Below are 22,494 nucleotides of genomic sequence, written 5' to 3'. Positions count from 1 at the left end.
AACTTCGAACCACGGAGATAGAACGTTCGGCATCAGCCCGCCTTGCGTGCGACCTCTTTCATTTCCTCACCATTGAAGAATGCTTTAACGCCTGAGAATAATCGTCTGATAGCCCGAAATATCTTCGGAAAGAACCATAAAAAGAGGATCGTAAATATCGCAAGCACGATGGCGATCACGACCGGAGCAAAAACGGCAAGGAATGTTCCCCCGAATGCGATGATGTCCTCGACTATTGAAAGCGTCCAATTCGAGACCGGTTCAGGGGAAAGATTGGCACCCATCCGGGCCGCTGCCTTCGTACCATGTGACGCAAACGCGAAACCGCCGCCGATCAGCGTCGCCGGAATAACTATCGCCGGATCCATATCAGCGACCGCCGCATATGCGACTACGGCCCCCGCCGGAACCCGGATGAACGTATGAACTACGTCCCAGACGCTGTCGACATAGGGTATTTTGTCGGCAAAGAACTCAATAATGTAAAGGCCGCCGGCGATGCCGATTATCCACCAATTATCAAGCACGTCGAGGCCGCCGGGAAGCTTTACTCCGCCGAGCCGCTGGAGAAGCCCGAGAACGGAAACGGTGGCGTAGAGATTGATGCCACTTGTCCACGCGGAACCTAGCGCGAGCGTCAAAGTCGAGAACCATTCCACTGTAGAATCCTCCTTTTCGATCGCGATGAGAACGAGCGAATCTTAACACAGAATTACGAATTTTCGTCGTCTGCGGTTCCTTCGCCATCCTTCTTAAAGCCAAACTTTTCAAGTCGATACTGCAGGGTCCGAAACGTCAGGCCCAGAAGCTTGGCCGATTTTGTTATGTTGTTGTCGGTACGGTCCATTGCCTGCATTATCAGGCTGCGTTCGACGTCCTCAAAATTGATGCCCTCCGGGGGCAGTTTGAACTGAGCATCGGTATCTGCCGACGCGTGAACCGTGCCCTGGGTCATTTCAGGCGGCAGATCATCGGTGGTGATAGTGTCTTCCTCGCAGAGCAGGATCGCGCGTTCGACGGCCGATTCAAGCTGGCGTACATTGCCGGGATAGTGGTAATCGATAAGAAGTTTTTTTGCGGCCGACTCGATCTCGATCTTTCGGTCAGTGCCGCGAGTGTGTTTTTTGACAAAGTAATCGATCAAAACAGGTATGTCCGAGCGCCTTTCGCGAAGCGGCGGGATCTCGATCGAAAGAACGTTGAGCCGATAATAAAGATCCTCGCGGAACCGCTTTTCTTCGGTCATTTTGAGCAGGTCACGGTTGGTTGCGGCAAGGACGCGAACGTCGACCGGGATATCCTTGATGCCGCCGACCCGCCGTATCTCTTTTTCCTGAAGTGCACGAAGGATCTTTGCCTGAAGCGCGATGTCGAGTTCGCCTATCTCGTCGAGGAACAGCGTCCCGTTGTTGGCGATCTCGAATAGACCCTTCTTTTCGGCAACCGCACCGGTGAACGACCCCTTCTCGTGGCCGAACAACTCGGATTCGAGCAGGTTCTCGTTTATAGCTGCGCAGTTGACGGCCTGAAATGTCTCGTTGGAGCGAAGACTGTTCTTGTGCATCGAACGGGCGATGAGCTCTTTGCCTGTGCCGCTTTCCCCTCTGATCAGTACGGTCGAATTCGATTTCGCGATCTTAAGTATCAGCTTCTTGACCTTGTCCATCTCGGGCGAAACCGAAACGATCTCGGTGTCGAGAGCGGACAGCTTCTTGAGGGCCCGATCGACGGTGTCGAGCAGCTTTTCGCTGTCGTACGGTTTCTGCAGATAGTCGAAGGCGCCGAGCCGCAAGGCGTCGACAGCCGAATCGACCGATCCGTGGGCCGTCAGCAAGATGACGATGATCGACTTGTCGTAATTGGTCAGCTCCTTGAGAAGGTCGAGACCCGACATGCCGGTCATTTTCAGATCGGTCAGAACAAGGTCGAAACGCCGCGATTCGACGAACTTCATTGCCGCCTCGCCCGAACTCGCGGTGGTTACGTCATAACCCTCTCCCGACAAGATCGTTTCCAGTATTTCCCGTTGGTTCTTTTCGTCATCAACGACGAGTATCGATTTACGTGCCATAAGATGTTTCTATCGCAAAGAACATCCAATGTTCGAAGGTTCTTTGACGCCAAATGAGTTCTTTCTATCACCCGCGACCATCAGCCGTTGGTAGCCTGACGGAAAACTTTGTCCCTTCGCCTTCGATCGACTCGACAGCGATCGTGCCGTTATGGACGTCAATTATCTTTTGAACGATCGCGAGGCCAAGACCCGTGCCCGTTTCTTTCGTCGAATAATATGGTTCAAATATCTTTGAGAGGTTTTCAGCCGGAATGCCGTTGCCCGTGTCGGTAACCTCAAAGCGTACGTATTGCCCACCATCATCGCGGCCGATCTTTACAGTGAGATGCCCTCCGTCGGCTCCCATCGACTGCACTGCGTTAATGAAAAGGTTGGTGAAGACCGATCGCAGGAATTCCGGATCGCCCAAAATTTCGGGGACGTTCTCGTGTTCGATAACGGCGATCTTTATGTGGTTCTCTTCAGCCTGCCCTTCGATTATCCGAAGTGAATTTTCGACCACCTGACGGGCGTTCACTGGGCGGAGGTTTGCGTTCGCCGGACGCGAATAGTTAAGGAAATCGGATATCTGACTATTGATCCGCGCAACTTCGTCTTTGATCTGCGAAATGAGTTTCTTGAATGTCGCTTGCCGGTCTTTATCGTCCGGTGCGAACTTGGAGCGAAGATGGTCGAGCGTCAGATTTATGTAATTGAGCGGATTGCGTATCTCGTGGGCGATCGCCGAGCCGAGCCGCCCGATCACGGCGCTTTTCTCGGCTTGCTGCAGCTGCTCTTCGAGTTCCTTCGATTTCTCCAGCTCGGAGGTCATTTCGTTGAAGCGTTGTGCGAGACGGCCCATCTCGTCAGAACGATTTTCATCCGGGACTCTGAAAGTAAGATCGCCTTCCGCTACACGCCGAGCGGCAGCCGAGAGATTTGCGATCGGCCGGGTGAATCGCCAGACCAGCAAGAAGGTGACGAGGGTCGAGATCGAAAGAACGGCCAGAGTGACGATCAATGGCTGAGCTGCACGCCGTGCCGCTTCACTCCGGTCATTCCTGAGAATCACCATCACGTACCATCGGCCTTTACTTGTTTCGATCGGTACGACATGAGCCTCGTCGTCGGCATTCTTGTTTGCCGCTGATTTTCGATTCGGAAATCGGGCGAGGTCATCGCCAAGACGGCCTCCCTCCATTAGCGGCGGAAGGTCGGTAAGCTCGGAGAGGCGGCGATAAACGACCTCGCCTCCGTCGCCGGTCGTTGGCAAATAATCCTCATTAAGACTGTCTGAGATCCGCCATTCGTTATCGATGATGATGATGTCTTTGATCCGGGCACGGCATTGGTCATCCAACCAGCGCTGGCCAGGCTGATCTACGAGGTCCTTTACACGGTCCTCGCCTGTAAGGGTATATGCGCCAAGGGCAAAGCCCGATACGATAGCGCGTGCCTGCTCGTCGCGCAGCTCATTGTTCTCTTCCTGCGAAACCAGGTTCAGATAATACTGGACGCCGATCGTGCCGATAAGCATCAGCGCAAGTATCAGCAGCAGCCGCCCGCGAAATGTATTTAGGAAGTTCATCCGTCCAATGAGGCTAAACAGTTGCTTAAAATTCGCTTGCGCTTACGAAATCTGAATGATATATTGAGGTTTAGCGAATTCGCAAAGTTCCGCAATGTTAACACGTTCTGACCCGCGGAACTCTGAACCACTCTCTTCAATCAAAAAATCAAGCCCTGCGAGCTGAGGTAAACCATGAAGTCAATGTGTCCCAAAATGCGTCTTGTGCGGTTCTGTGTTTTAGCGGCGTTCGTTATCTCGGCGATCACGACCGGGACCGACGCTCAGACCCGCAGATCGTCCACTTCCGCAAAACCCGCGGCTAAAAAGACGACGCAATCAAAGGATGCTAAGAAGTCCGCTTCAACTGCCTCAAAAAAGACCGCAACCGCTAAGAGCAAAGCAACAACTTCCAAGAAAGCCGCGACCGCAAAGTCCAACGCAGCTTCGAAATCGAAAACCTCAAACAACAAGAGCACTGCTCAAAAGAGATCGGCGGCACCCGCGAATAAGAAAATGACCGCGGCAGAGCGGCGAAAGGAAGCTGCCCGAAAGAAAGCTGAAGAAGCCCGACGGCAAGCTGCCCTGGCCGAACAACGCCGCCGAGAACAGGCTGCCCGTGAAGCGCGTGCCCGCAAGATCGCATTCGAACGCGGACTCCGGACCGAGACGGCTGCTAATATCCTCGCTGACAAGACCGAAGGCGAGGACCTCGAAATAAGACAGACAGCGGTCAATGCTCTCGGTGAACGTGCCGGAACGGTCGTCGTAATGGAGGCGAAGACCGGGCGGGTCTTGACCATGGTCAATCAGGAATGGGCGATCAAACAAGGCTTCAAACCTTGCTCTACGATCAAGCTTGTTACGGGTGTGGCCGGTATAAACGAGAAATTGATCGACGGCGACGGAAACATTACTGGCAATTCGATGCAAATGAACCTCGACGATGCTCTGGCTCGATCGAACAATGCATATTTTCAACGTGTCGGGGCAAATCTGGGCAGCGAGAAAATGATCGACTATGCCAAGCGTTTGGGCCTCGGACAAAAGACCGGCATCAACGCCGAGGGCGAGACTGCCGGCAAACTGCCTTATGGCAACAACAATCCAAGGATATATTCGCACGCGGACGACTTTGAAGTGACTCCGCTGCAATTGGCGGTCATGGTCACGGCGATCGCGAACGGCGGAAAGCGCGTGATTCCGCAATTTCAACGAACACGCACCGAACGTGCCGCTTTCAAATCAACCTATCGCGCCACTGTAAACCTGCCCGACCAGAGTATCGCTGGTGTTTTGCCGGGCATGATAGGGGCGGCCGAGTACGGAACGGCCCGCCGCGGCGTAGACGCATCGATGGGGGTGGCAGGCAAAACGGGTTCGTGCATCGGACGAGGTTCGTGGGTCGGACTATTCGCCTCGGTCGCTCCGGTCGAAGATCCGAAATACGCCGTTGTGGTGATAACCCGCGGTGAAGGCGAACGGGGCCGAAACGCCGCGGCGATCGCAGGGCAGATCTACCGGGCGCTTAGCGGCAATATAAAACGCGATGCTGAAAAAAGCCTTGCTTTGAAACAGATCCGTTCAAAACAGCCCGTCGGTACGGACGTTGCTGCGGTTGACGACGAAGACGAAGACGATGTTGTTCTGGTCGAAAGCTCGGAAAGCAGGAACAGTATTGCCAATTCAGCTCCTCGAACACCCGCGGTGCAAGAGCCGGCCCAGAAAAAGATCGTTACCAGGACATCTCAGTCAAAGCCAGTTTTTCCTCCGGTGGTCATTCAATACAGCAAGGACAAGGGCAAATCCGATACTGTGAACAAAGGTGACAGATCGAGGCCCAGGGTCGTAAAGAACAAATAGCGATCAGGTTAAAGCTTCCAAACTCAACATTAACGTGAGCACGCCGGGCAACCGTCATTGAGAGCACGCATTTCGGCCTCGCGAATGTTGCGTTTTCGCTTGACACAGGTGCGTTTATTGCGTGATTATTTAGCTTTCCGAATTTGAGCGGATCGAGTCGTTTGCGGCGCTCGTTGACCCGCCCTCGTCATTTATTATTTGCAACTTTTTGAATTTGCTCTACATCCGAAAAGCACGCGAAACCAAGTGCGAGAACGCACTGGGCGTCGCTGAAAAGATATCTCGGTTCGATTACAGGTTGGAGGAAGTATTTTAATGAAATCGTTTATCAGATTTGCTGGAATGGCAGCGCTCCTGGCAGCGTTCGTAGCGATCGGTTCGACCGTCGGCTACGCACAGAATTGCGAGGACTACGATGGCAATGCGGCTCTTGACGCCAAGATTCGCGAAAGCTATCCAAAAGATGCGACTCTCAAGGTCGCTGTCGAATCGGGCAAGCAGTATCTTGAAAAATATGGCTCGTGCGAGGTTTTCAAGGATTTTAGCGACTGGCTGAAAGTTCAGGTGCCGAAGTGGGAAGAGCGCGTCAAGTTCCTCGAAGCGGCAGCATGGCTCAAGGAGCGTTTTGCCCGTTTTGATAACAGTGTCAAGAGTCAGAATTACGATGATGCCTTTGCCGCCGGCGGCGAGATAATCGCAAAATATCCGGTAGGGCAGACCGATAAGCTCACAGGTTTTAACAGTATCGACCAGGCTGTGACGCTTGGCTTGATCGGGCTTCCGGCCTCTTACAGCAAGAATTTCAAGAACAACGATCAATCTCTAAAATACGCAAACATCGCTATCGCCGAACTCAAAGCAGGTGGAAAGGCGACCAAGCAGGATAAAGACAAGAACGATGTATTTGGCATCTTCCAGTTCGAACGCTCGCGACAGGATGCGATCAGCGAATTGACCTACACGATCGGTTTCATCAAATACTGGGACAAGGGTGATAAGAAGGGCGGGCTCGCAAGCTTCTACGAAACTTCTCAGCTGCCCGGATCGTTCAAGTCGCAGCCGGCGCTTTATGCGACGATCGGCGAATATTATCGGGACGAAGCCCTGAAGATCACCGAAGATATTCGGAAGATGATCAAGGACCTTGAGGCCGCAACGACCGACGAAGAGAAGCTTCGCATCGATGGCCTTATCAAAGGCAAAGAAGCCTTGTTCAACGGATATGCCGAACGTGCGATGGATGCATACGGCCGTGCACATTCGCTTTCGCAATCGACGACACCCGATCAGAAAAAGTACAAAGACGCTTTGTACGCTACGATCAGCGGCCTTTACGAACTTCGTTTTCAGAAGAAAGACGGCGTGAACACTTGGCTGTCATCGGCGGTCGCGAAGCCTATGCCCAACCCGACCACTGAGGTCGAGCCGATCAAGGACCCTGAACCGACGACCACGACCACAACAACCTCCACAACCGGTGCGTCGGCTGTTTCGCGGCCCTAGTTGATTTGATCAGCTGTTCGAACCGACAGCAAGACCGATAAACGTCCGGGCGCTCTATACTGAGCGTCCGGCTTTCTTTTTTCAGGCATTCTGCATAAACTTGTGTATTGTGCCGAATGAAGCTGGCGAAACTCGAAAATCTGATCGGCCACCGTTTCTCAAAGCCCGAACTGCTTGAACGAGCGGTCACGCATCGTTCGTGGGCACACGAGAATATGGATGGGGCGACCGAGGCCGACCTTCGCGAACTCGATAATGAGACGTTCGAGTTCGTAGGCGATTCGGTACTGGGCCTGGCGATCGCAGAGGAGTTGTTTTTGCGGCATCCAAAGCTCGGTGAAGGTGACCTGACGCTGATGAAGCATCGGCTGGTCAGTACGTCCTCGCTGGCCGACACGGCCGACCGAATGAAGCTTGGCGATTTCATTCGCTTTGGTAAAGGCGAAGAACGCACCGGCGGACGTGCCAAACGAGCACTGCTGGCAAATACGCTCGAAGCAGTCATCGCCGCCGTTTTCTTCGACGCCGGATACGTCACTGCCCGGGCGTTTGTTGTCAGGATCTTCGCCGACGCGTTCCGGAAGTCAACGCCCAAGGCTTCGCTCGATTACAAAACATTGCTTCAGGAAACGCTTCAGGCAGCGAAACTCGCGGCACCAACGTATTCACTATTGCGGAGCGAGGGGCCGCCGCACGAAAGGACGTTTTTCGTTGAGGCGATTTGGGAAGGCGGCCGAACCGAGGGAACCGGGCGGTCAAGAAAACTTGCCGAGATGATGGCCGCGAGTGCGGCCCTTGCCAAGATCGAAGAAAAAGGCGGCTTGGCGTGAGCTTAAGTTTTAAGAAATTTGACTATGACAGATGATCCAACTGAAACAGCCGTAAAGGACGCACCGGAAAAGAAACCGACCGGCCCGCCAAAATCGATCTTCCGCGAGTACCTCGAATCGTTTGCCGTAACGTTGGTCATGGCGATCTTCGGCATGACGTTCATATTGCAGGCGGTTACCGTACCGACCGGTTCGATGCAGAACACTATCCTTGTAGGCGATTATCTGCTTGTAAACAAGTTCATATTCAATCCCGGGGGAAATCCGCTTCCGTTCCTTCCGATGCGAGAGATCGAACGCGGCGACATCATCGTTTTCAAATATCCCGGCAACAGCGTTAATCCGAGGTCTGACCGCGAACGCGGGCTCGTTAAATATCAGATCAATTACGTAAAGCGCGTCATCGGGCTTCCGGGCGAAACGGTCGAGTTCAGGAACAACCAGGTTTTCGTCAATGGAAATCTGCTTCCCGAAACGCGAGTGATCGGTGATGCAAACGACGACATCTCCGCACTTGAGACGCGCGAATTCGAGCCGGCGAATCCCGATGCGAAATGGACAGTATTCTATTCAGAGGACACGATGCGTCCGGTAATGGAGGGGCGATCGATAACGCGCAGCGGATACAATTTCGGCGTCCAGGGCAAACCGATGGTCGTGCCGCCGAATAGCTTTTTCGTGATGGGGGATAGCCGCGATCGCAGCGACGATGGGCGAGGCTGGGGGTTTGTACCTCGTGAACTCGTCATTGGCCGTGCGATGTTCGTTTATTGGTCATGTGACCGCGGAGCGTCTAACGGAAGTATGATCGGCTGCATCACACATCCGCGTCTAAGCCGAATAGGCAAATTCGTTAAATGACGGCCGACCTAATGTCCGATGAAGTTCGTGCATTGCCCCCGGACATCAAAAGTTAGGGATCGGGATCGATCTGATGCAAACCTGGCACACTTGTTGTGATGAAATTCAACTATAGCGAAGAAGTGTCGGGTGCGATCCATTTCGGACGCCCGCTTGTCGCGCTCGAATCGACCGTGATCGCACATGGCCTGCCGTACCCGCAGAATATCGAGACCGCATATAAGCTCGAAAGGATCGTCCGTGACAATGGCGCGGTCCCGGCAACGATCGCTATTTTCGACGGCGAGATATGTGTCGGCCTGAATGAAGATCAGATCGCTAAATTGGTTACAGAAAAAGAGATCAGAAAGATCTCGCGACGCGATCTGCCGATAGCCGTTGCTCGACAGCTCAACTGTGCGACCACCGTATCGACCACGGCGTTCATTGCCCGCGAAGCCGGGATCAGCGTATTTGCCACCGGCGGTATCGGCGGTGTTCATCGGGGCGATGCGACGGATGTATCGGCAGATCTGCCCGAACTAGCTCAGACACCTATCATAGTCGTCTGCTCGGGTGCAAAGGTCGTACTCGATCTGCCGGCGACGCGCGAATGGCTTGAGACCTACGGCGTGACGATATTGGGTTGGAATTGCGATATGATGCCCGCGTTCTATACCGTTTCAAGCGGCCTGCCGGTCGATGACCGGATCGAGACTGCGAAGGACGCTGCCAGAATAGCAGCTGCCCGTGACGGCCTCGGGCTCAAAGGTGCTGTGATCGTTACGGTCCCGGTTCCGGACGAGTTTGCGGTCGGGTCAGCCGACGTCGAACGCATCTTGGCCGAATCGATGGCGGCCGCAGACGAACTCGGGATCAAGGGCAAGGACGTAACGCCGTTTCTGCTTTCCGAAATGTCCGCCCGGAGCAATGGCCAGACCCTTCTGGCTAACATTGCCCTGCTTGAGAACAATGCACGCATCGCGGCCCGTATCGCGTGCGCGATATAGCGGTCCCTGCTACTTCGCTTTCCGATCCAGCTTTTCACGCAGAGATTCGAGACGCTTTTTGGCCTCTTCGGCTTCGGGCGATCCGGCAAATTTGGACACGATCTCTTTCCATGAATGACCATCGTAATGGAAGAGCACCGTCGATGAATTAAAGACGAATGTGATGCCAAGACGCCGGTAGCGATCGAGTCCGACGTAATTAAGATAATAGCTGTGAAGCGGTGCCGCGGAGGCAGCCATCTCGCGGCGGTCCAGACGCGTTGTCGCCTCGCGGGTCAATCTTCCTGCCGTGTCCTCGAGTATATCGCCGAATAACAGCAGGATCGCGGGACGGAACCTCGATGCCGGATACATCTGAAAGAAATGGGTTGCGGCCTCGACCTGTTCGAATCCGCGCGACGCCTGCACAAGCCGCGCGAGGCGTTCTTCATCGTCCGGGCGAAACGATCCGAATACGGCATCTGCCTGCACCCAACCTGAATTCGTCGGTGGAGCCGAAACCCTGTAGAACCTGACTCCGTCGGCCTCAGCGACAGACATGATCTTCACCGTGCGTCCGCGACGCATTCGCTGGATAGCATTGCCAAAGAGGCTCGGCTTATCGCGAAGAACCGAAAGGGTCTCATCGATCACGACCGCATTTTTTCCGATCTCGGGAGCACGAACGGCGGTTGTTCGCTGCGGGCGGGCGGCGGACGCACCGCGACGCTGGGCCTCGGCTGCGGTGGAAGCCAGCAGCAGGATAATAAGCAGGAAAGATACTTTCATATCGATCTAGCCAAGTGCTTTCTTTATTCTTTCGGATGCTCCGCTGTGATGGAAATGACAGATCGCTATAGCGAGGGCATCGGCGGCATCGTGCGGCTCCGGAACCGATCGCAGGCCCAGCAGCACCTTTACCATCTCGCCGACCTGGTGTTTTTCAGCATTTCCATAGCCGACAACCGTCTGCTTTATCAATCGCGGTGCATATTCGGCGATCGTCAGCCCACGCTGTTCGCCAAGGAGGAGTACCACACCTCTGACCTGACCAAGCTTCATCGCGACATTCACATTTACCGCATAGAACGCGTCCTCGATCGAAAGAACGTCGGGTTTGTAGCGTCCGATCACCTCATCGACACCGGCAAATATGTTAGATAGACGCTTAGCGAACGCATCGCGCCTGTTCGAACGGACGGTGCCGTGGCCGACCGCCGAGTATCTTGACCCCGTTCCCTCCACAACGCCCCAACCGAGCGTTTCGCTTCCGGGATCGATGCCTAAAACACGCATTTATTAAATATTCGCCTGGTGAATTTAGAAAAGATAACCGATGTCGGGGCCGATGACAAGCCGATCTCGGCGGGCGACACCAAATTTGTAAATCGACCCGATAAACATTATCATTTTGTAGCAAACGATCGCAGAATCAACAGATAATGAACGCCAAGACCGAGTTAAACAAGCCGCTCGAATCAGTCCGGATACTGCTTTCAGAGATAATCGACTACGCGGGATTGTTTCCGCCCTCGCAGGTGTCGATGCAGGAAGCCGTTCTGAATTATGCCACGTACCGTAACAGCAACTACGGCTGGATGCTCGGACGATTCATTATTCCGGTCGCAAGATTGGACGAATTCATCGAGTTTGCCGAGGAATTCATCTCGCGTGACGGCAGCGATGATTGGCGGCTGAGCGTACTTGCGGGCGAGGACATTGCCGCGACGATGCGGACGATAAACGAATTTGGCCGGCTTCACCCAAAGGGTGTAGTTATCGATGCGCTCGAGGTCAAAGCCAACACGCTTTCGAAGCTGGACAACACGCTGACCGCATTGCCGCCCGAGATCAACGGATACTTTGAGATCTCGATGGGCGATGAGTTTGTTGATCTGGTAACGGCGCTCGCGATGAGCGGACAGCGTGCAAAGATCAGAACGGGCGGTGTTACCACCGAAGATTTTCCGCCGTCGCGCGAGATCGTCAGGTTTGTCCGTACCTGCATGGCGGCTAATCTCCCGTTCAAAGCTACGGCGGGCCTTCATCATCCGCTTCGATGCTTCAAACCCCTCACCTATGCACCGGACGCGCCGCAAGGCACGATGCACGGTTTTCTTAACACACTGCTGATGACGGCATTTGCGCGCGAGAGTTTTCGCCCGTCGCTGCTGGAAGAGCTGATGGAAGAAGAGTTTGAAGAGGTGTTTTCATTTTCGCCGGCAGGTGTCGCATGGCGCAGCGAACACTTTCTTACCAACGCCCATCTCGCCCTATTGCGAACGCGCGGTATGCACTCCTTCGGATCGTGCTCGTTCGACGAACCGGTAGAAGACCTCCGAGCGATGGGATTGCTCTAAAGGCTGACACCCTCCCTACAGGTCGGGTTTCCGCCTGAGTGATGATAGAGGCAGAAACCCGCTCGGTAACAAGGGTGTAGAATTACAAAACGATGCACGAGATAAACGAAACGCACGACCCTAACCTCAAAAGCTGGGTCGAATCCGCCAACGACCCGAATACGGACTTTCCGATACAGAATCTGCCGTTTTGTGTCATCGGTAACTCGAAGGCAGTCGCGATCGAAAGTATTGGGGTGGCGATTGGGGACCGCGTGCTTGATTTAGCTGCGCTCGAAGCTGAGTGGCTTGATGGGACAAAGCTTTCCTTTCTGAAGGACGTTCGCTCGGAAGTTTATCCGTCTTTCGCGGATGACCCCGGATTGGATTGGAGTGTGATGCATGGCGATCTAGCATCGGGAATCCGCCGTCGCGTTTCTGACCTTTTGAGACATGATAATCCTTCTTTAAGAGATCACCCAGGCGTTGAGCGAGCGTTCCGACCGTTGACTGAGGCCTACTTTCGACTACCGGTCGACCAGATCGGCGACTACACTGACTTCTACAGCTCGATCTATCACGCGACGAACGTTGGGTCGATGTTCAGGCCTGACAATCCGCTGCTGCCGAACTATAAGTATGTGCCGATCGGGTATCACGGGCGGGCTTCGAGTATTGTGATCTCGGGGACGGATATAAAAAGGCCGAAGGGACAGAATCGGAGTGATGCGGAGAAGCCGCCGGTTTTTATTCCGGCGAAGAATCTGGATTACGAGATGGAGCTTGGGTTCTTCGTCGGAAGGGGAAATGAGCTTGGCAGCAGCATCGCGATCGGCGAGGCGGAGGAGCACATCTTCGGCGTGTGCCTCGTAAATGATTGGTCCGCTCGCGATATTCAGGCGTGGGAATACCAGCCGCTCGGACCTTTTCTGGCAAAGAATTTCGCGACCACGATCTCGCCTTACGTCGTCACAATGGAAGCTCTCGCACCGTTTAGAACGAAAGCGTTCGAACGCGACGCCGACGATCCGCAGCCGCTCGATTACCTGAACGGCGAGCAAAATCAAAAGCTCGGCGGCCTCGACATCAATCTTGAGGTCTATATTCAAACCGAAAAGATGCGAGCCGAAAGCATCGAACCGCACATGCTCTCGCGCTCGAATACGAAAGACCTTTACTGGACCATCGGCCAAATGCTCACGCACCACGCGTCGAACGGCTGCAACCTGCAAACGGGCGATCTGATGGCCACCGGCACCGTCAGTGGTAAAGAAAAGTCGGAACGCGGCTGCATGCTGGAACTGACCTGGCGCGGCACCGAACCGATCGAACTTCCGAGCGGCGAACAAAGACGCTTCCTCGAAGACGGCGACGAGATCATCATGCGCGGCTATTGCGAACGCGAAGGCTTCCGGCGGATTGGCCTCGGCGAATGCCGCGGACGAATACTGCCGGCAGATTAAGAGCAACCACGAAAATACACGAAATAGCACGAACAAGTTCAACTGTTCGTGTATTTTCGTGTTCGTTCGTGGTTCCTTCTTATAGGTTTGGTAGAATTCAATTGTGAAACCCGCAACAGCAGTTTCTGAAAGTCGCGCGACCGTAACGGGGTCGGATGGGCTTGAGTTTTCGGACGTGCTCGCGGTTGAAGAGCCGCTGGAGATCAGGCTTGGGTTTGCGGACGGGACGCATCGGGCGATCTCGATCACGATGCGGACGCCTGGTGAGGACGCCGAGCTTGCCGCAGGTTTTCTTTTCACCGAAGGCATAATTAAAACTCCCGAACAGATAAAGCAGATCCGTCATTGCGGCAAAGGCGGAAACCTGAGCGGTAGCGAGGGTGCCCTATTGCGAGAAATTCCGTTTGTTGCACGGGGCACACTCCCTACCGGTCGTGTTTCTGCCAATACGATCAGAGTCGATCTGGCCGACGGCGTCGAACTTGATCTCAAGAAACTCGAAAGGCATTTTTACACCACATCAAGCTGCGGAGTGTGCGGGAAATCGTCGATCGAAGCATTGCAGTCCGGTGCAGCGAAGGTCGAAAGTGAACTGACGATCAACGCCGAGACCATCCATCGCCTGCCCGACGTACTCCGAGCCGCTCAATCGACGTTCGACAAAACCGGCGGCCTCCACGCATCGGCATTGTTCAACGCAGACGGAACGCTCGACATAGTTCGCGAAGACGTGGGCAGGCACAACGCGCTCGACAAGGTGATCGGGGCGAAGTTTCTAGAAAGCCAACCGCCGCTGTCTGACAAGGTCTTGCTCGTTAGCGGCCGGGCGAGTTTCGAGCTGGTGCAGAAAGCCTTGATGGCCGGCATTCCGATCCTCGCCGCCGTCGGAGCTCCGTCGAGCCTTGCGGTCGAACTCGCCGACGAATTTGGAATGACGCTGGTCGGTTTTGTCCGCGACGGACGTTTTAATATTTATTGCGGCGAGCAGAGAATCGCGACAAAATCATGACCGAAAGTGAAAACCCGCGTGCTTGACCATGGCTAAACACCAAGACGAAGCCCCATTGAAGATCACACCGCCGCCCGAGGTCTCGGCGGGCATTCATGCAGTGACCAATGCCTTGAAGCATCTTTACGGAAAAATGGGGATCGTCCGCGGCACTCGCGGCATGCTGAGCCTAAATCAGAAAGGCGGCATCGATTGCCAGTCGTGCGCCTGGCCCGACCCCGAACACCGCACTATAAACGAATTCTGTGAAAATGGCGCAAAAGCACTCTCCGATGAAGCAACGACGGCGAAGATCGGGTGGGAATTCTTTGCCGAGCATTCGGTCGATGAACTTGCGGCCAAAAGCGACTTTTGGCTGAACAAACAGGGCCGCATCACGGAGCCGCTTATTTTACGGCAGGGCTCCACGCACTATGAACCGGTCGCTTGGGACGAGGCGATCGGCCTGATCGCGGAAAAACTCAACTCGCTTGCCTCGCACGACGAAGCGATCTTTTACACTTCGGGCCGAACATCAAATGAGGCCGCGTTCCTGTATCAGCTTTTCGTGCGGATGTTCGGCACGAACAACCTTCCGGATTGCTCGAACATGTGTCACGAATCGACTAGCGTTGCCCTGGCCGAATCGATCGGATTGGGCAAGGCGACCATCCGATTGGAGGATTTCGAAGCGACCGATCTCGTGATAGTGATCGGCCAGAATCCGGGCACGAACGCGCCGCGAATGCTCGCGTCACTGGCGTCGGCAAAGCGATCAGGTGCGAAGATGATCGCGATCAACCCGCTGCCTGAGGTCGGGCTGACGAGTTTCGTCGACCCCAACCCGCAGCACGGCAGCCCGCTTGGCATTCTCGGCCTTAAGCCGGCTAAACTGGCCGATCTTCACCTGCCCGTCCGCATCGGCGGCGATATGGCAGTTTTGAAAGGCTTGATGAAAGCAATGCTCGAACGTGAGCGTACCGAGCCCGGCACGGTATTTGATCACGGCTTTATCGAGTCGAAGACCACCGGATACGACGGGTTGCTACGATGTATCGAAGCAACGGAATGGGATGAGATCGTTTCAGCCTCGGGGCTCACGCGTGAACAGATCGATGAGGCCGCCGGGATGATAATTGCAGCGGGCTCGTTCATCACTTGCTGGGCGATGGGTGTGACGCAGCATACGGCCGCCGTTGCGACGATACAGGACATCGTAAATCTGCATCTGCTTCGCGGTTCGATCGGACGTCCGGGCGCGGGCCTGTGTCCGGTCCGGGGGCACTCGAACGTCCAGGGCGATCGGACGATGGGCATCTGGGAAAAAATGCATCCGGTATTTCGCGAAAACCTCGAACGGGAATTCGACTTCAAAACTCCGCCTGCCGACGGCCTCAATACGGTCGAGAGCATCGCCGCGATGCGTGATGGCCGTGCGAAGGTCTTTTTCGCGATGGGCGGGAATTTCGCCGCCGCTTCCCCGGATACCGACGCTGTTTCCGACGCATTGCGAAGCTGTGACCTGACCGTACAGGTGATCACAAAGCTGAATCGAACCGCCCTGACACCGGGCCGGACGTCGATCATACTGCCATGTCTCGGCCGATCGGAGATCGATCGTCAGGCAAGCGGCGAACAGTTCGTCTCGACAGAAAGTACGATGCTTAATGTTCAATTGTCGAAGGGCATCTTCGAGCCGGCGAGCGAACATCTCCGCAGCGAGACGTGGATCGTATGTCAGCTGGCGCAAGCTACGCTCGGCGATGAGAGTACGGCCGACTGGCAGGCGTTTGCCGACGACTACGACGAGGTCCGCGAAGCAATCGCACGCGTTGTTCCTGGTTTTAGGGATTACAACCAGCGTATTCGGAAACCGGGCGGTTTCTATCTGCCGAACCCGCCGCGTGACGGTGATTTTCCGACCGCGTCCGGCAAAGCAATGTTCACCTCTAATTTGCTCGAAAAGATCGACGTCCCGCCGGGCCGAATGCTGATGACAACGATCCGTTCGCACGACCAGTTCAACACGACGATCTACGGGCTCGATGACCGTTACCGCGGCATTGACGGCGGGCGCCGCGTGATCTTTATGAACGAGAACGACATCGAAGAACAAGGCCTCACGGCCGGGGAGAAGGTCGATATAACAAGCCACTGGGACGATGCCGATAGGCATGCAGACGGCTTTTCGGTGGTGCCGTATTTGATCCCCAAGGGATGTGCGGCGACCTATTTTCCCGAGGCTAATCCGCTTGTTCCGCTCGGCAGCGTGGCCCGCCGCAGCTTTACCCCGACGTCGAAATGCATCGTTGTCTCGGTCGCAAAGAGCGGCGATGCTTAGACACCATTTTTCTGGGCGTTCGCCTCATCTGAATCTGTTGTGGCAAAATAGAGGAAATGGATCTGATCCTGGATAAGTTTCACGAAGAGTGCGGAATTTTCGGCATTTTCGGCCATCCCGAAGCGTCAACGTTGACCCAGCTTGGGCTTTTCGCCGTCCAGCATCGCGGGCAGGAAGCTTGCGGCATCGTTTCCAGCGACGGCGAGGATCTGCACCAGTACCGTTCGCAGGGCTTGATCGCAGATGTTCTTACCGAAGAGGTTCTAAAGAAGTTGGTCGGCTCGGCTGCGATCGGCCACACCCGTTATTCGACGGCCGGCCGCAACACGATCAAAGAGGTCCAGCCGTTCTCCGTAACCTGCCAACACGGACAGATCGCCGTTTGCCACAATGGTAATCTCCCTTTTGCCGAAGCTCGCCGCCGTGAGCTTGAGCAAAGCGGCGCGATCTTCTCCTCGACGTCCGATACCGAAACGATCCTCCACGGCATCGCCCGAACGCCGGCCGTCAATGCGATCGAGGCGGTCAAAAAGGTCCTTGCCGATACAGAAGGTGCATTTTCGCTGCTTTTTCTTACACCCGGAGCTCTTGTTGCGGTTCGCGACCCGCGCGGTTTTCGGCCGCTTGTGCTCGGCAAACTAAAGGACGCGTGGTGCGTCGCGTCGGAAACCTGTGCCTTTGACCTTATCGATGCTGAATATATCCGCGAGGTCGAACCAGGTGAAATGCTCATCATCGACGGAAACGGGCTGCATTCATCTAAGCCTTTCGCAGAAAAACCGCGCTCGGTCTGCACGTTCGAGCACGTCTATTTTTCGCGGCCCGATTCGATCATTTTCGGCCGCTCGGTCAATGAATCGCGTCACAAGATGGGTCGCCAGCTTGCCATTGAACGACCGGTCGACGCAGACCTCGTCGTGCCCGTTCCCGATTCGGGCGTCGCGGCAGCGATCGGGTATGCAGCCGAGTCGGGTATAAATTACCGGCAGGCGATCATTCGCAATCATTACGTCGGCCGGACATTTATCGAACCTTCGCAATCGATCCGATCCTTCGGCGTCCGGCTCAAACTTAATCCGATAAAGGATCTGATCAACGGCCGCCGAGTCGTCCTCGTTGATGATTCGATCGTCCGCGGAACAACATCGAAGAAGATCGTTCAGATGGTCCGCGAGTCGGGTGCCGCCGAGGTACACATGCGCATTTCATGCCCTCCGACGATCTCACCGTGCTACTACGGGGTCGATACGCCCAGCCAGGGCGAGTTGATCGCTGCCCAAATGTCCGTCGAAGAAGTTCGCGAATATATCGGTGCCGATACGCTGGGATATCTCTCGCATGAGGGAATGTTGGCCGCGATCGGGCTTGGGCAGACCGGTTCGTGTACCGCATGCTGGTCGGGCAAATACCCGACGCTCATCGCTAACAGCCACGCCGCATGATCGCACTCACAACTGCCAGGTAACGAGGTCTTTCCGTTGACATCAACGATCGAGAGGAATAGGCTGTTAGCAAGCAACAGTTGCTGTTCACCTTTCCCCGGGCCGTATTTATTGCGACCGTTTACCTGCATTATTTGACCCTACAAGGAGGTTGTCGTGAAAGAACATTTTAAAACAATAATATTTTTGCTCGGCGTAGTTTCGATCGTGTCGGTCGCCGGCCATTCCGCCTTCGCACAAATGAGCGATAAGGAAAAAGCAAGCCAGGTCAAGAAGGCCAGCCAAACCGCGAGGTCGGCATCGAAAACGCTTGATGAACTAATGAGAATCCCAGCAAATTCTATCCCGGAAGCATTGCTAAAGGATGCAAAGGCGATCGCTATTTTTCCCGGGGTCGTGAAGGCGGCTTTTGGCATTGGCGGCAGCGGAGGCCAGGGCCTAATATCGAGGCGGCTCCAAAGTGGATGGAGCGCTCCGACAGCGTTCAAAATTGCCAGCGGCAGCGTTGGGTTCCAGATCGGTGCTTCGCAAACCGACTTCGTGATGCTGTTCATGACAGAAAACAGCCTCAAGAATCTACTGGAGGACCGCTTCGAGATCGGAGGCGAGGCATCGGCCGCGGCGGGTCCGGTGGGCCGAACGGCCAAGGCATCGACCGATGCCCAACTCAAGGCTCAGATACTATCTTATTCTCGAAGCAAGGGTCTTTTTGCCGGCATCTCGCTTACGGGCGGAGTCATCAGCCCTGATAACGACCGAAATATGGCTCTATACGGTTATCCGGCGAAGGAGCTGTTGACCGGCATCAACAAAGTGCCGCTGGCTTCGATACCGGCAGCGACTAGAGGTCTTCAGCAGACGATCACTCGCCACGCGAAGTGATCCGATCCGAAAGTCCCCGTGCTCGCCGTATTGATAACGGCGAACCGGGGGCTTCCATTTTTCATCTGAATCTCGTACACTGGCACTCCGCCAAGGACGTTCGTCATAAACGAATGATCCTGAAATGGGGGCGACAGGCTTCGACAGGGGCTTGTATAGATCTTTGAATGCACGTCGGGCTTGCTTGTTAGCTCGTTAAAAAAACACGCAAAACACAAATGCTAATCAAGAATTAGCTCTTGCTGCCTAATTAACTTTAGCTACAGCAATGTCTTACCGGAAGTCAGCCTGATGCGACCGGCCAAGGCATAACTCAGTTCGGGCTCGGGCGCGTCCTCCACCTGCGGACGCGGCTTAAAGTTAGCCGGGTTAGCTTTCGAAGAGGTCTTGTCGGTTCATCTGCTCTTCGAAGGCGAACTTAAAGTGAATCGACTAAACGTGTAGATTTCACTGGTCGCAACCTTTGGATGCGGGTTCGATTCCCGCCGCCTCCACCATCATTTTTAAAAGCGGTTTTCGGAATTTCCCGGAATCCGCTTTTTGTTTTGGAACGCCGACCGTTGCCAAAACCGCTTTTTGGGAACTCTACTATGTAGTACCATTTCCGAAAAAGTCTCTTACGCTGGACTGATACCTCAAAGCCACGCGAAAAAGATCGATATGAAAAGCTGCCCCAAGTGCAATACGAGGATCGTTGGATCTTCGCCAACATGTTCAGCATGTGGAGTTGATCTATCGAGCGAGTTCGAAGCGACGCAGCTTTCTGACGATCGGAGCCGCGAACGGACCGAGTTGATGTCATCCGCCTTCGCGACGGGTCACGAGGGCGGTTTCTCTCCCGGCACCGTGCTTGCGGGGCGATACCGGTTGATCATGCCGATCGGAAAAGGCGGCATGGGCGAGGTCTATAAGGCCGACGACCTCGAGCTCGGCCAGACCGTCGCACTCAAGTTCCTGCCGGCGGCGATCGCGAAGGACGAAACCGCGCTCAAACGGTTTCGCAGCGAGGTCAGGACGGCACGTCAGGTGGCTCACCCGAACGTCTGCCGCGTGTTCGACATCGCCGAGGCCGACGGCGTTTACTTCATCACCATGGAGTTTATCGAGGGCGACGACCTTTCGATGCTCCTGAGGCGGATCGGGCGGCTGCCGTCGGATAAGGCGATCGAGACATCCCGCCAACTGTGCCTCGGACTTCACGCGATCCACGAAGCCGGCATCCTGCATCGCGATCTGAAACCGGCGAACATCATCATCGATTCAAAGGGCAAGGCTCGGATAACCGATTTTGGGATTGCGGGTGTCGAGAGCGATCTTACGCGCGACGACTTCCGCTCAGGCACACCGGCCTATATGTCGCCGGAACAACTCGACGGCAAGGGTGTTACGCCGAAGAGCGACATTTATTCTCTCGGGCTTCTTCTCTACGAGATCTTCACCGGCAAACAAGCTTTTCAGTTTGATTCTTTGCCGGAACTGCTCGTTAAGCATCAGACCACGACACCCACGAATCCGTCCGAGATCCTTAAAGACATCGATCCGCTGGTCGAGAAGACCATTCTCCAGTGCCTCGAAAAAGATCCGGAGGAAAGGCCAAAGAACGCACTGCAAGTCGCCCTGATGCTGCCGGGCGGGAATCCGCTCGAGGCAGCGATCGCAGCGGGTGAAACACCGTCGCCGGCGATGGTTGCCGCGGCTCCGAAGAAGGGGACTCTAAGTTTGAGAACGGCCGGACTTGTTCTGGCAGCTATCCTTCTCGCCCTTACATTCAATGCGTTTTTTGAATATAAGTATTGGGTCATTCCAACCGAAGAAAAATCAGGAGAGCTTTTAGTTGCCCGATCGCGAACTATCGCGGCAAATCTCGGGTATCCCGAGAAACCTGCGGACGTAAAGTATGGTTTTGCTCTCGATGCGGTGTTCGCTGAGCAGGGTTTCGCTAAAAACGAAAGTCTCAAGAATGCTTGGGAACTAATGAAGACCGGCCAGCCCGGATTGCGAATGTTTCGTTACCGCGAATCGCCTCAACCCATAGTTCCCTCGGCAAGCGCAGAAGTCACTGCCCAAGACCCGGTGATGGAGGTTCCCGGCGAGTTAAGAGTGTTGACCGACCCGGTCGGAAGGCTGCTCGAGTTCAAGGCCATCCCGAAAAAGCGATCAGGGCCTGCAGGCGAGACGACGCCGACGAATTGGCAGCAGCTATTTACAGAAGCCGGACTCGACATTACAAAGTACGAACAACTAGATCCAGACCATCTGCCGCCGGTTTTTGCCGAAGAGAAAGCGAAATGGAAAGGTCCATTCATTTCCGATCCATCAATGAGTGTACAGATCGAAGCTGCAGCCTATGACGGCAAGCCGGTATGGTTTCAGATCATAATGCCCTGGGCTTCGGGGGACGGCCAAACCGATCAGCAGAGGATGGTACCGCCGATCGCGATCCAAATATTAGTTTTGGTCTTTTCGTTCCTAATAGGCATCGGGATAATCGTGCTCTCCTGGCATAACTTCCGATCGGGCAGAGGTGATATCGGCGGCAGCGTGCGGGTGATGGTGTGTTTCTTTATTGTCAGCTTTTTCTCCGGACTCTTTCTGGCCGATCATTCAATAAGCCTGGTCGGCGAGATGTGGATACTACTCGTCATTCTGAGAAACAGCGTTTTTCTCTCGGTTCTTGTTGGGTTAATGTACAGCGCTCTTGAACCACAGATCAGGCGGATGTGGCCCGAATTGCTTATCTCCTGGAGCCGTCTCGTGGCCGGCGATGTGCGTGACCCGATGATCGGGCGCGATATTCTGATGGGCGCGTTGCTCGGAACTGTCGTGTATGCCATTGGAACGCTGCATGCGTTTCTCCCGCACTGGCTGATGGGAGAGCCGACTCCAACCGCGTCGCACTATTTTAGGTGGGATGGCTTTTTGCCCGGTGTTGCGGACTCTTTCTCGTGGCTCCCTGCGGCACTTTTGTCGACACTCATTATTACTTTCGTTATCTTTATCTTTCTGTTCATAACTCGTCGAAAATGGATCGCAATTGTGGTCTTCGCGTGCGTTTTCGGTCTCGGCGGCGGCGGTGGCTTTGGCCGCTGGGGCGATCTTCCGTTAGGGGTTGAGCTATTCGTCCTTCTTTTAATGGTGGGGATTATGATCGCCGCCCTGATGCGGTTTGGGATCGTCGGCCTTTTGGTTTACCAGCTTTTCTATTTTACGCTTGCGAACAGGCCATTTATTTTCAATCCCGAGAGCATCTACTTCGAAGCGTCGATCGCAGGCTTGTTGGTCACGTTAGCTATAGTTGCGTACGGCTTTGTCGTCTCGCTTGGCGGGGCGCGGTTCGACCTCGGGCGGCTGCTCGATCCGTCTCCTGGCAGCTAATGTTAAGTGGTTCAACGCC

Annotated in this window: 17 protein-coding genes and 1 other RNA gene; 13 read left to right on the top strand and 5 right to left on the bottom strand. The window is 54.8% G+C overall.

Annotation, left to right across the window (positions count from 1 at the left end):
- Nucleotides 1-32: 32 nt before the first annotated feature.
- The 3 genes from IPM28_08440 to IPM28_08430 all read right to left on the bottom strand — a co-directional run bounded on the left by IPM28_08440 (nucleotide 33) and on the right by IPM28_08430 (nucleotide 3,641).
- The gene (locus IPM28_08440) at nucleotides 33-641 is read right to left on the bottom strand and encodes a DUF4126 domain-containing protein (protein ID MBK9173022.1); all 609 of its coding nucleotides are present in this window, start codon (nucleotides 639-641) and stop codon (nucleotides 33-35) included.
- Nucleotides 642-712: 71 nt separating this feature from the next.
- On the bottom strand, nucleotides 713-2,071 hold the full coding sequence (locus tag IPM28_08435) for a sigma-54-dependent Fis family transcriptional regulator (protein ID MBK9173021.1): 1,359 nt from the start codon (nucleotides 2,069-2,071) through the stop codon (nucleotides 713-715).
- A 67-nt stretch (nucleotides 2,072-2,138) separates the two neighbouring features.
- Entirely contained in the window at nucleotides 2,139-3,641 is a 1,503-nt protein-coding gene (locus IPM28_08430; GenBank protein MBK9173020.1) for a HAMP domain-containing protein, read from the bottom strand.
- A 174-nt stretch (nucleotides 3,642-3,815) separates the two neighbouring features.
- Here IPM28_08430 and IPM28_08425 point away from each other — a divergent pair, with 174 nt between their 5' ends.
- From IPM28_08425 to IPM28_08405, 5 genes are all read left to right on the top strand, one after another.
- Nucleotides 3,816-5,483, top strand: coding sequence for a hypothetical protein (locus IPM28_08425; GenBank protein MBK9173019.1), 1,668 nt, complete (start codon nucleotides 3,816-3,818; stop codon nucleotides 5,481-5,483).
- A gap of 315 nt (nucleotides 5,484-5,798) precedes the next feature.
- Nucleotides 5,799-6,986: a hypothetical protein gene (locus IPM28_08420; protein ID MBK9173018.1), complete on the top strand. Its 1,188-nt coding sequence runs from the start codon at nucleotides 5,799-5,801 to the stop codon at nucleotides 6,984-6,986.
- A 116-nt stretch (nucleotides 6,987-7,102) separates the two neighbouring features.
- On the top strand, nucleotides 7,103-7,816 hold the full coding sequence (gene rnc, locus IPM28_08415) for a ribonuclease III (protein ID MBK9173017.1): 714 nt from the start codon (nucleotides 7,103-7,105) through the stop codon (nucleotides 7,814-7,816).
- Between the two features lie 24 nt (nucleotides 7,817-7,840).
- The gene (gene lepB / locus IPM28_08410) at nucleotides 7,841-8,677 is read left to right on the top strand and encodes a signal peptidase I (protein MBK9173016.1); all 837 of its coding nucleotides are present in this window, start codon (nucleotides 7,841-7,843) and stop codon (nucleotides 8,675-8,677) included.
- A gap of 95 nt (nucleotides 8,678-8,772) precedes the next feature.
- The gene (locus IPM28_08405) at nucleotides 8,773-9,666 is read left to right on the top strand and encodes a pseudouridine-5'-phosphate glycosidase (protein MBK9173015.1); all 894 of its coding nucleotides are present in this window, start codon (nucleotides 8,773-8,775) and stop codon (nucleotides 9,664-9,666) included.
- Between the two features lie 9 nt (nucleotides 9,667-9,675).
- Here IPM28_08405 and IPM28_08400 read toward each other — a convergent pair whose 3' ends face one another.
- Entirely contained in the window at nucleotides 9,676-10,434 is a 759-nt protein-coding gene (locus IPM28_08400; GenBank protein ID MBK9173014.1) for a hypothetical protein, read from the bottom strand.
- A gap of 6 nt (nucleotides 10,435-10,440) precedes the next feature.
- Entirely contained in the window at nucleotides 10,441-10,941 is a 501-nt protein-coding gene (gene ruvC, locus IPM28_08395) for a crossover junction endodeoxyribonuclease RuvC (protein ID MBK9173013.1), read from the bottom strand.
- A gap of 146 nt (nucleotides 10,942-11,087) precedes the next feature.
- On the opposite strand from ruvC, the gene IPM28_08390 reads away from it, so the two are divergent.
- From IPM28_08390 to IPM28_08355, 8 genes are all read left to right on the top strand, one after another.
- The gene (locus IPM28_08390) at nucleotides 11,088-12,005 is read left to right on the top strand and encodes a hypothetical protein (protein ID MBK9173012.1); all 918 of its coding nucleotides are present in this window, start codon (nucleotides 11,088-11,090) and stop codon (nucleotides 12,003-12,005) included.
- A gap of 92 nt (nucleotides 12,006-12,097) precedes the next feature.
- On the top strand, nucleotides 12,098-13,447 hold the full coding sequence (fahA, locus tag IPM28_08385; protein ID MBK9173011.1) for a fumarylacetoacetase: 1,350 nt from the start codon (nucleotides 12,098-12,100) through the stop codon (nucleotides 13,445-13,447).
- Between the two features lie 103 nt (nucleotides 13,448-13,550).
- Nucleotides 13,551-14,456, top strand: coding sequence for a formate dehydrogenase accessory sulfurtransferase FdhD (fdhD, locus tag IPM28_08380; GenBank protein MBK9173010.1), 906 nt, complete (start codon nucleotides 13,551-13,553; stop codon nucleotides 14,454-14,456).
- A 28-nt stretch (nucleotides 14,457-14,484) separates the two neighbouring features.
- On the top strand, nucleotides 14,485-16,776 hold the full coding sequence (locus IPM28_08375) for an FdhF/YdeP family oxidoreductase (GenBank protein ID MBK9173009.1): 2,292 nt from the start codon (nucleotides 14,485-14,487) through the stop codon (nucleotides 16,774-16,776).
- Between the two features lie 56 nt (nucleotides 16,777-16,832).
- The gene (locus tag IPM28_08370) at nucleotides 16,833-18,218 is read left to right on the top strand and encodes an amidophosphoribosyltransferase (protein ID MBK9173008.1); all 1,386 of its coding nucleotides are present in this window, start codon (nucleotides 16,833-16,835) and stop codon (nucleotides 18,216-18,218) included.
- Between the two features lie 156 nt (nucleotides 18,219-18,374).
- Nucleotides 18,375-19,100: a lipid-binding SYLF domain-containing protein gene (locus IPM28_08365; protein ID MBK9173007.1), complete on the top strand. Its 726-nt coding sequence runs from the start codon at nucleotides 18,375-18,377 to the stop codon at nucleotides 19,098-19,100.
- Nucleotides 19,101-19,226: 126 nt separating this feature from the next.
- Nucleotides 19,227-19,597: a transfer-messenger RNA gene (gene ssrA, locus IPM28_08360) on the top strand.
- A gap of 163 nt (nucleotides 19,598-19,760) precedes the next feature.
- Nucleotides 19,761-22,475: a serine/threonine protein kinase gene (locus IPM28_08355; protein ID MBK9173006.1), complete on the top strand. Its 2,715-nt coding sequence runs from the start codon at nucleotides 19,761-19,763 to the stop codon at nucleotides 22,473-22,475.
- Nucleotides 22,476-22,494: the final 19 nt, after the last annotated feature.

Source organism: Chloracidobacterium sp. (assembly GCA_016716305.1).
Lineage (GTDB): Bacteria > Acidobacteriota > Blastocatellia > Pyrinomonadales > Pyrinomonadaceae > OLB17.
The sequence above is the reverse complement of the archived record's forward strand: the minus strand, read 5'-3'. Positions and strand labels throughout refer to the sequence as shown.

Bases quoted from the DNA above. Each gene is read 5' to 3' on its own strand.
- IPM28_08435 (MBK9173021.1), bottom strand. From the start codon at position 2,071: ATGGCACGTAAATCGATACTCGTCGTTGATGACGAAAAGAACCAACGG.
- IPM28_08430 (MBK9173020.1), bottom strand. From the start codon at position 3,641: ATGAACTTCCTAAATACATTTCGCGGGCGGCTGCTGCTGATACTTGCG.
- IPM28_08425 (MBK9173019.1), top strand. From the start codon at position 3,816: ATGAAGTCAATGTGTCCCAAAATGCGTCTTGTGCGGTTCTGTGTTTTA.
- IPM28_08420 (MBK9173018.1), top strand. From the start codon at position 5,799: ATGAAATCGTTTATCAGATTTGCTGGAATGGCAGCGCTCCTGGCAGCG.
- rnc (MBK9173017.1), top strand. From the start codon at position 7,103: ATGAAGCTGGCGAAACTCGAAAATCTGATCGGCCACCGTTTCTCAAAG.
- lepB (MBK9173016.1), top strand. From the start codon at position 7,841: ATGACAGATGATCCAACTGAAACAGCCGTAAAGGACGCACCGGAAAAG.
- IPM28_08400 (MBK9173014.1), bottom strand. From the start codon at position 10,434: ATGAAAGTATCTTTCCTGCTTATTATCCTGCTGCTGGCTTCCACCGCA.
- ruvC (MBK9173013.1), bottom strand. From the start codon at position 10,941: ATGCGTGTTTTAGGCATCGATCCCGGAAGCGAAACGCTCGGTTGGGGC.
- IPM28_08390 (MBK9173012.1), top strand. From the start codon at position 11,088: ATGAACGCCAAGACCGAGTTAAACAAGCCGCTCGAATCAGTCCGGATA.
- fahA (MBK9173011.1), top strand. From the start codon at position 12,098: ATGCACGAGATAAACGAAACGCACGACCCTAACCTCAAAAGCTGGGTC.
- IPM28_08375 (MBK9173009.1), top strand. From the start codon at position 14,485: ATGGCTAAACACCAAGACGAAGCCCCATTGAAGATCACACCGCCGCCC.
- IPM28_08370 (MBK9173008.1), top strand. From the start codon at position 16,833: ATGGATCTGATCCTGGATAAGTTTCACGAAGAGTGCGGAATTTTCGGC.
- IPM28_08355 (MBK9173006.1), top strand. From the start codon at position 19,761: ATGAAAAGCTGCCCCAAGTGCAATACGAGGATCGTTGGATCTTCGCCA.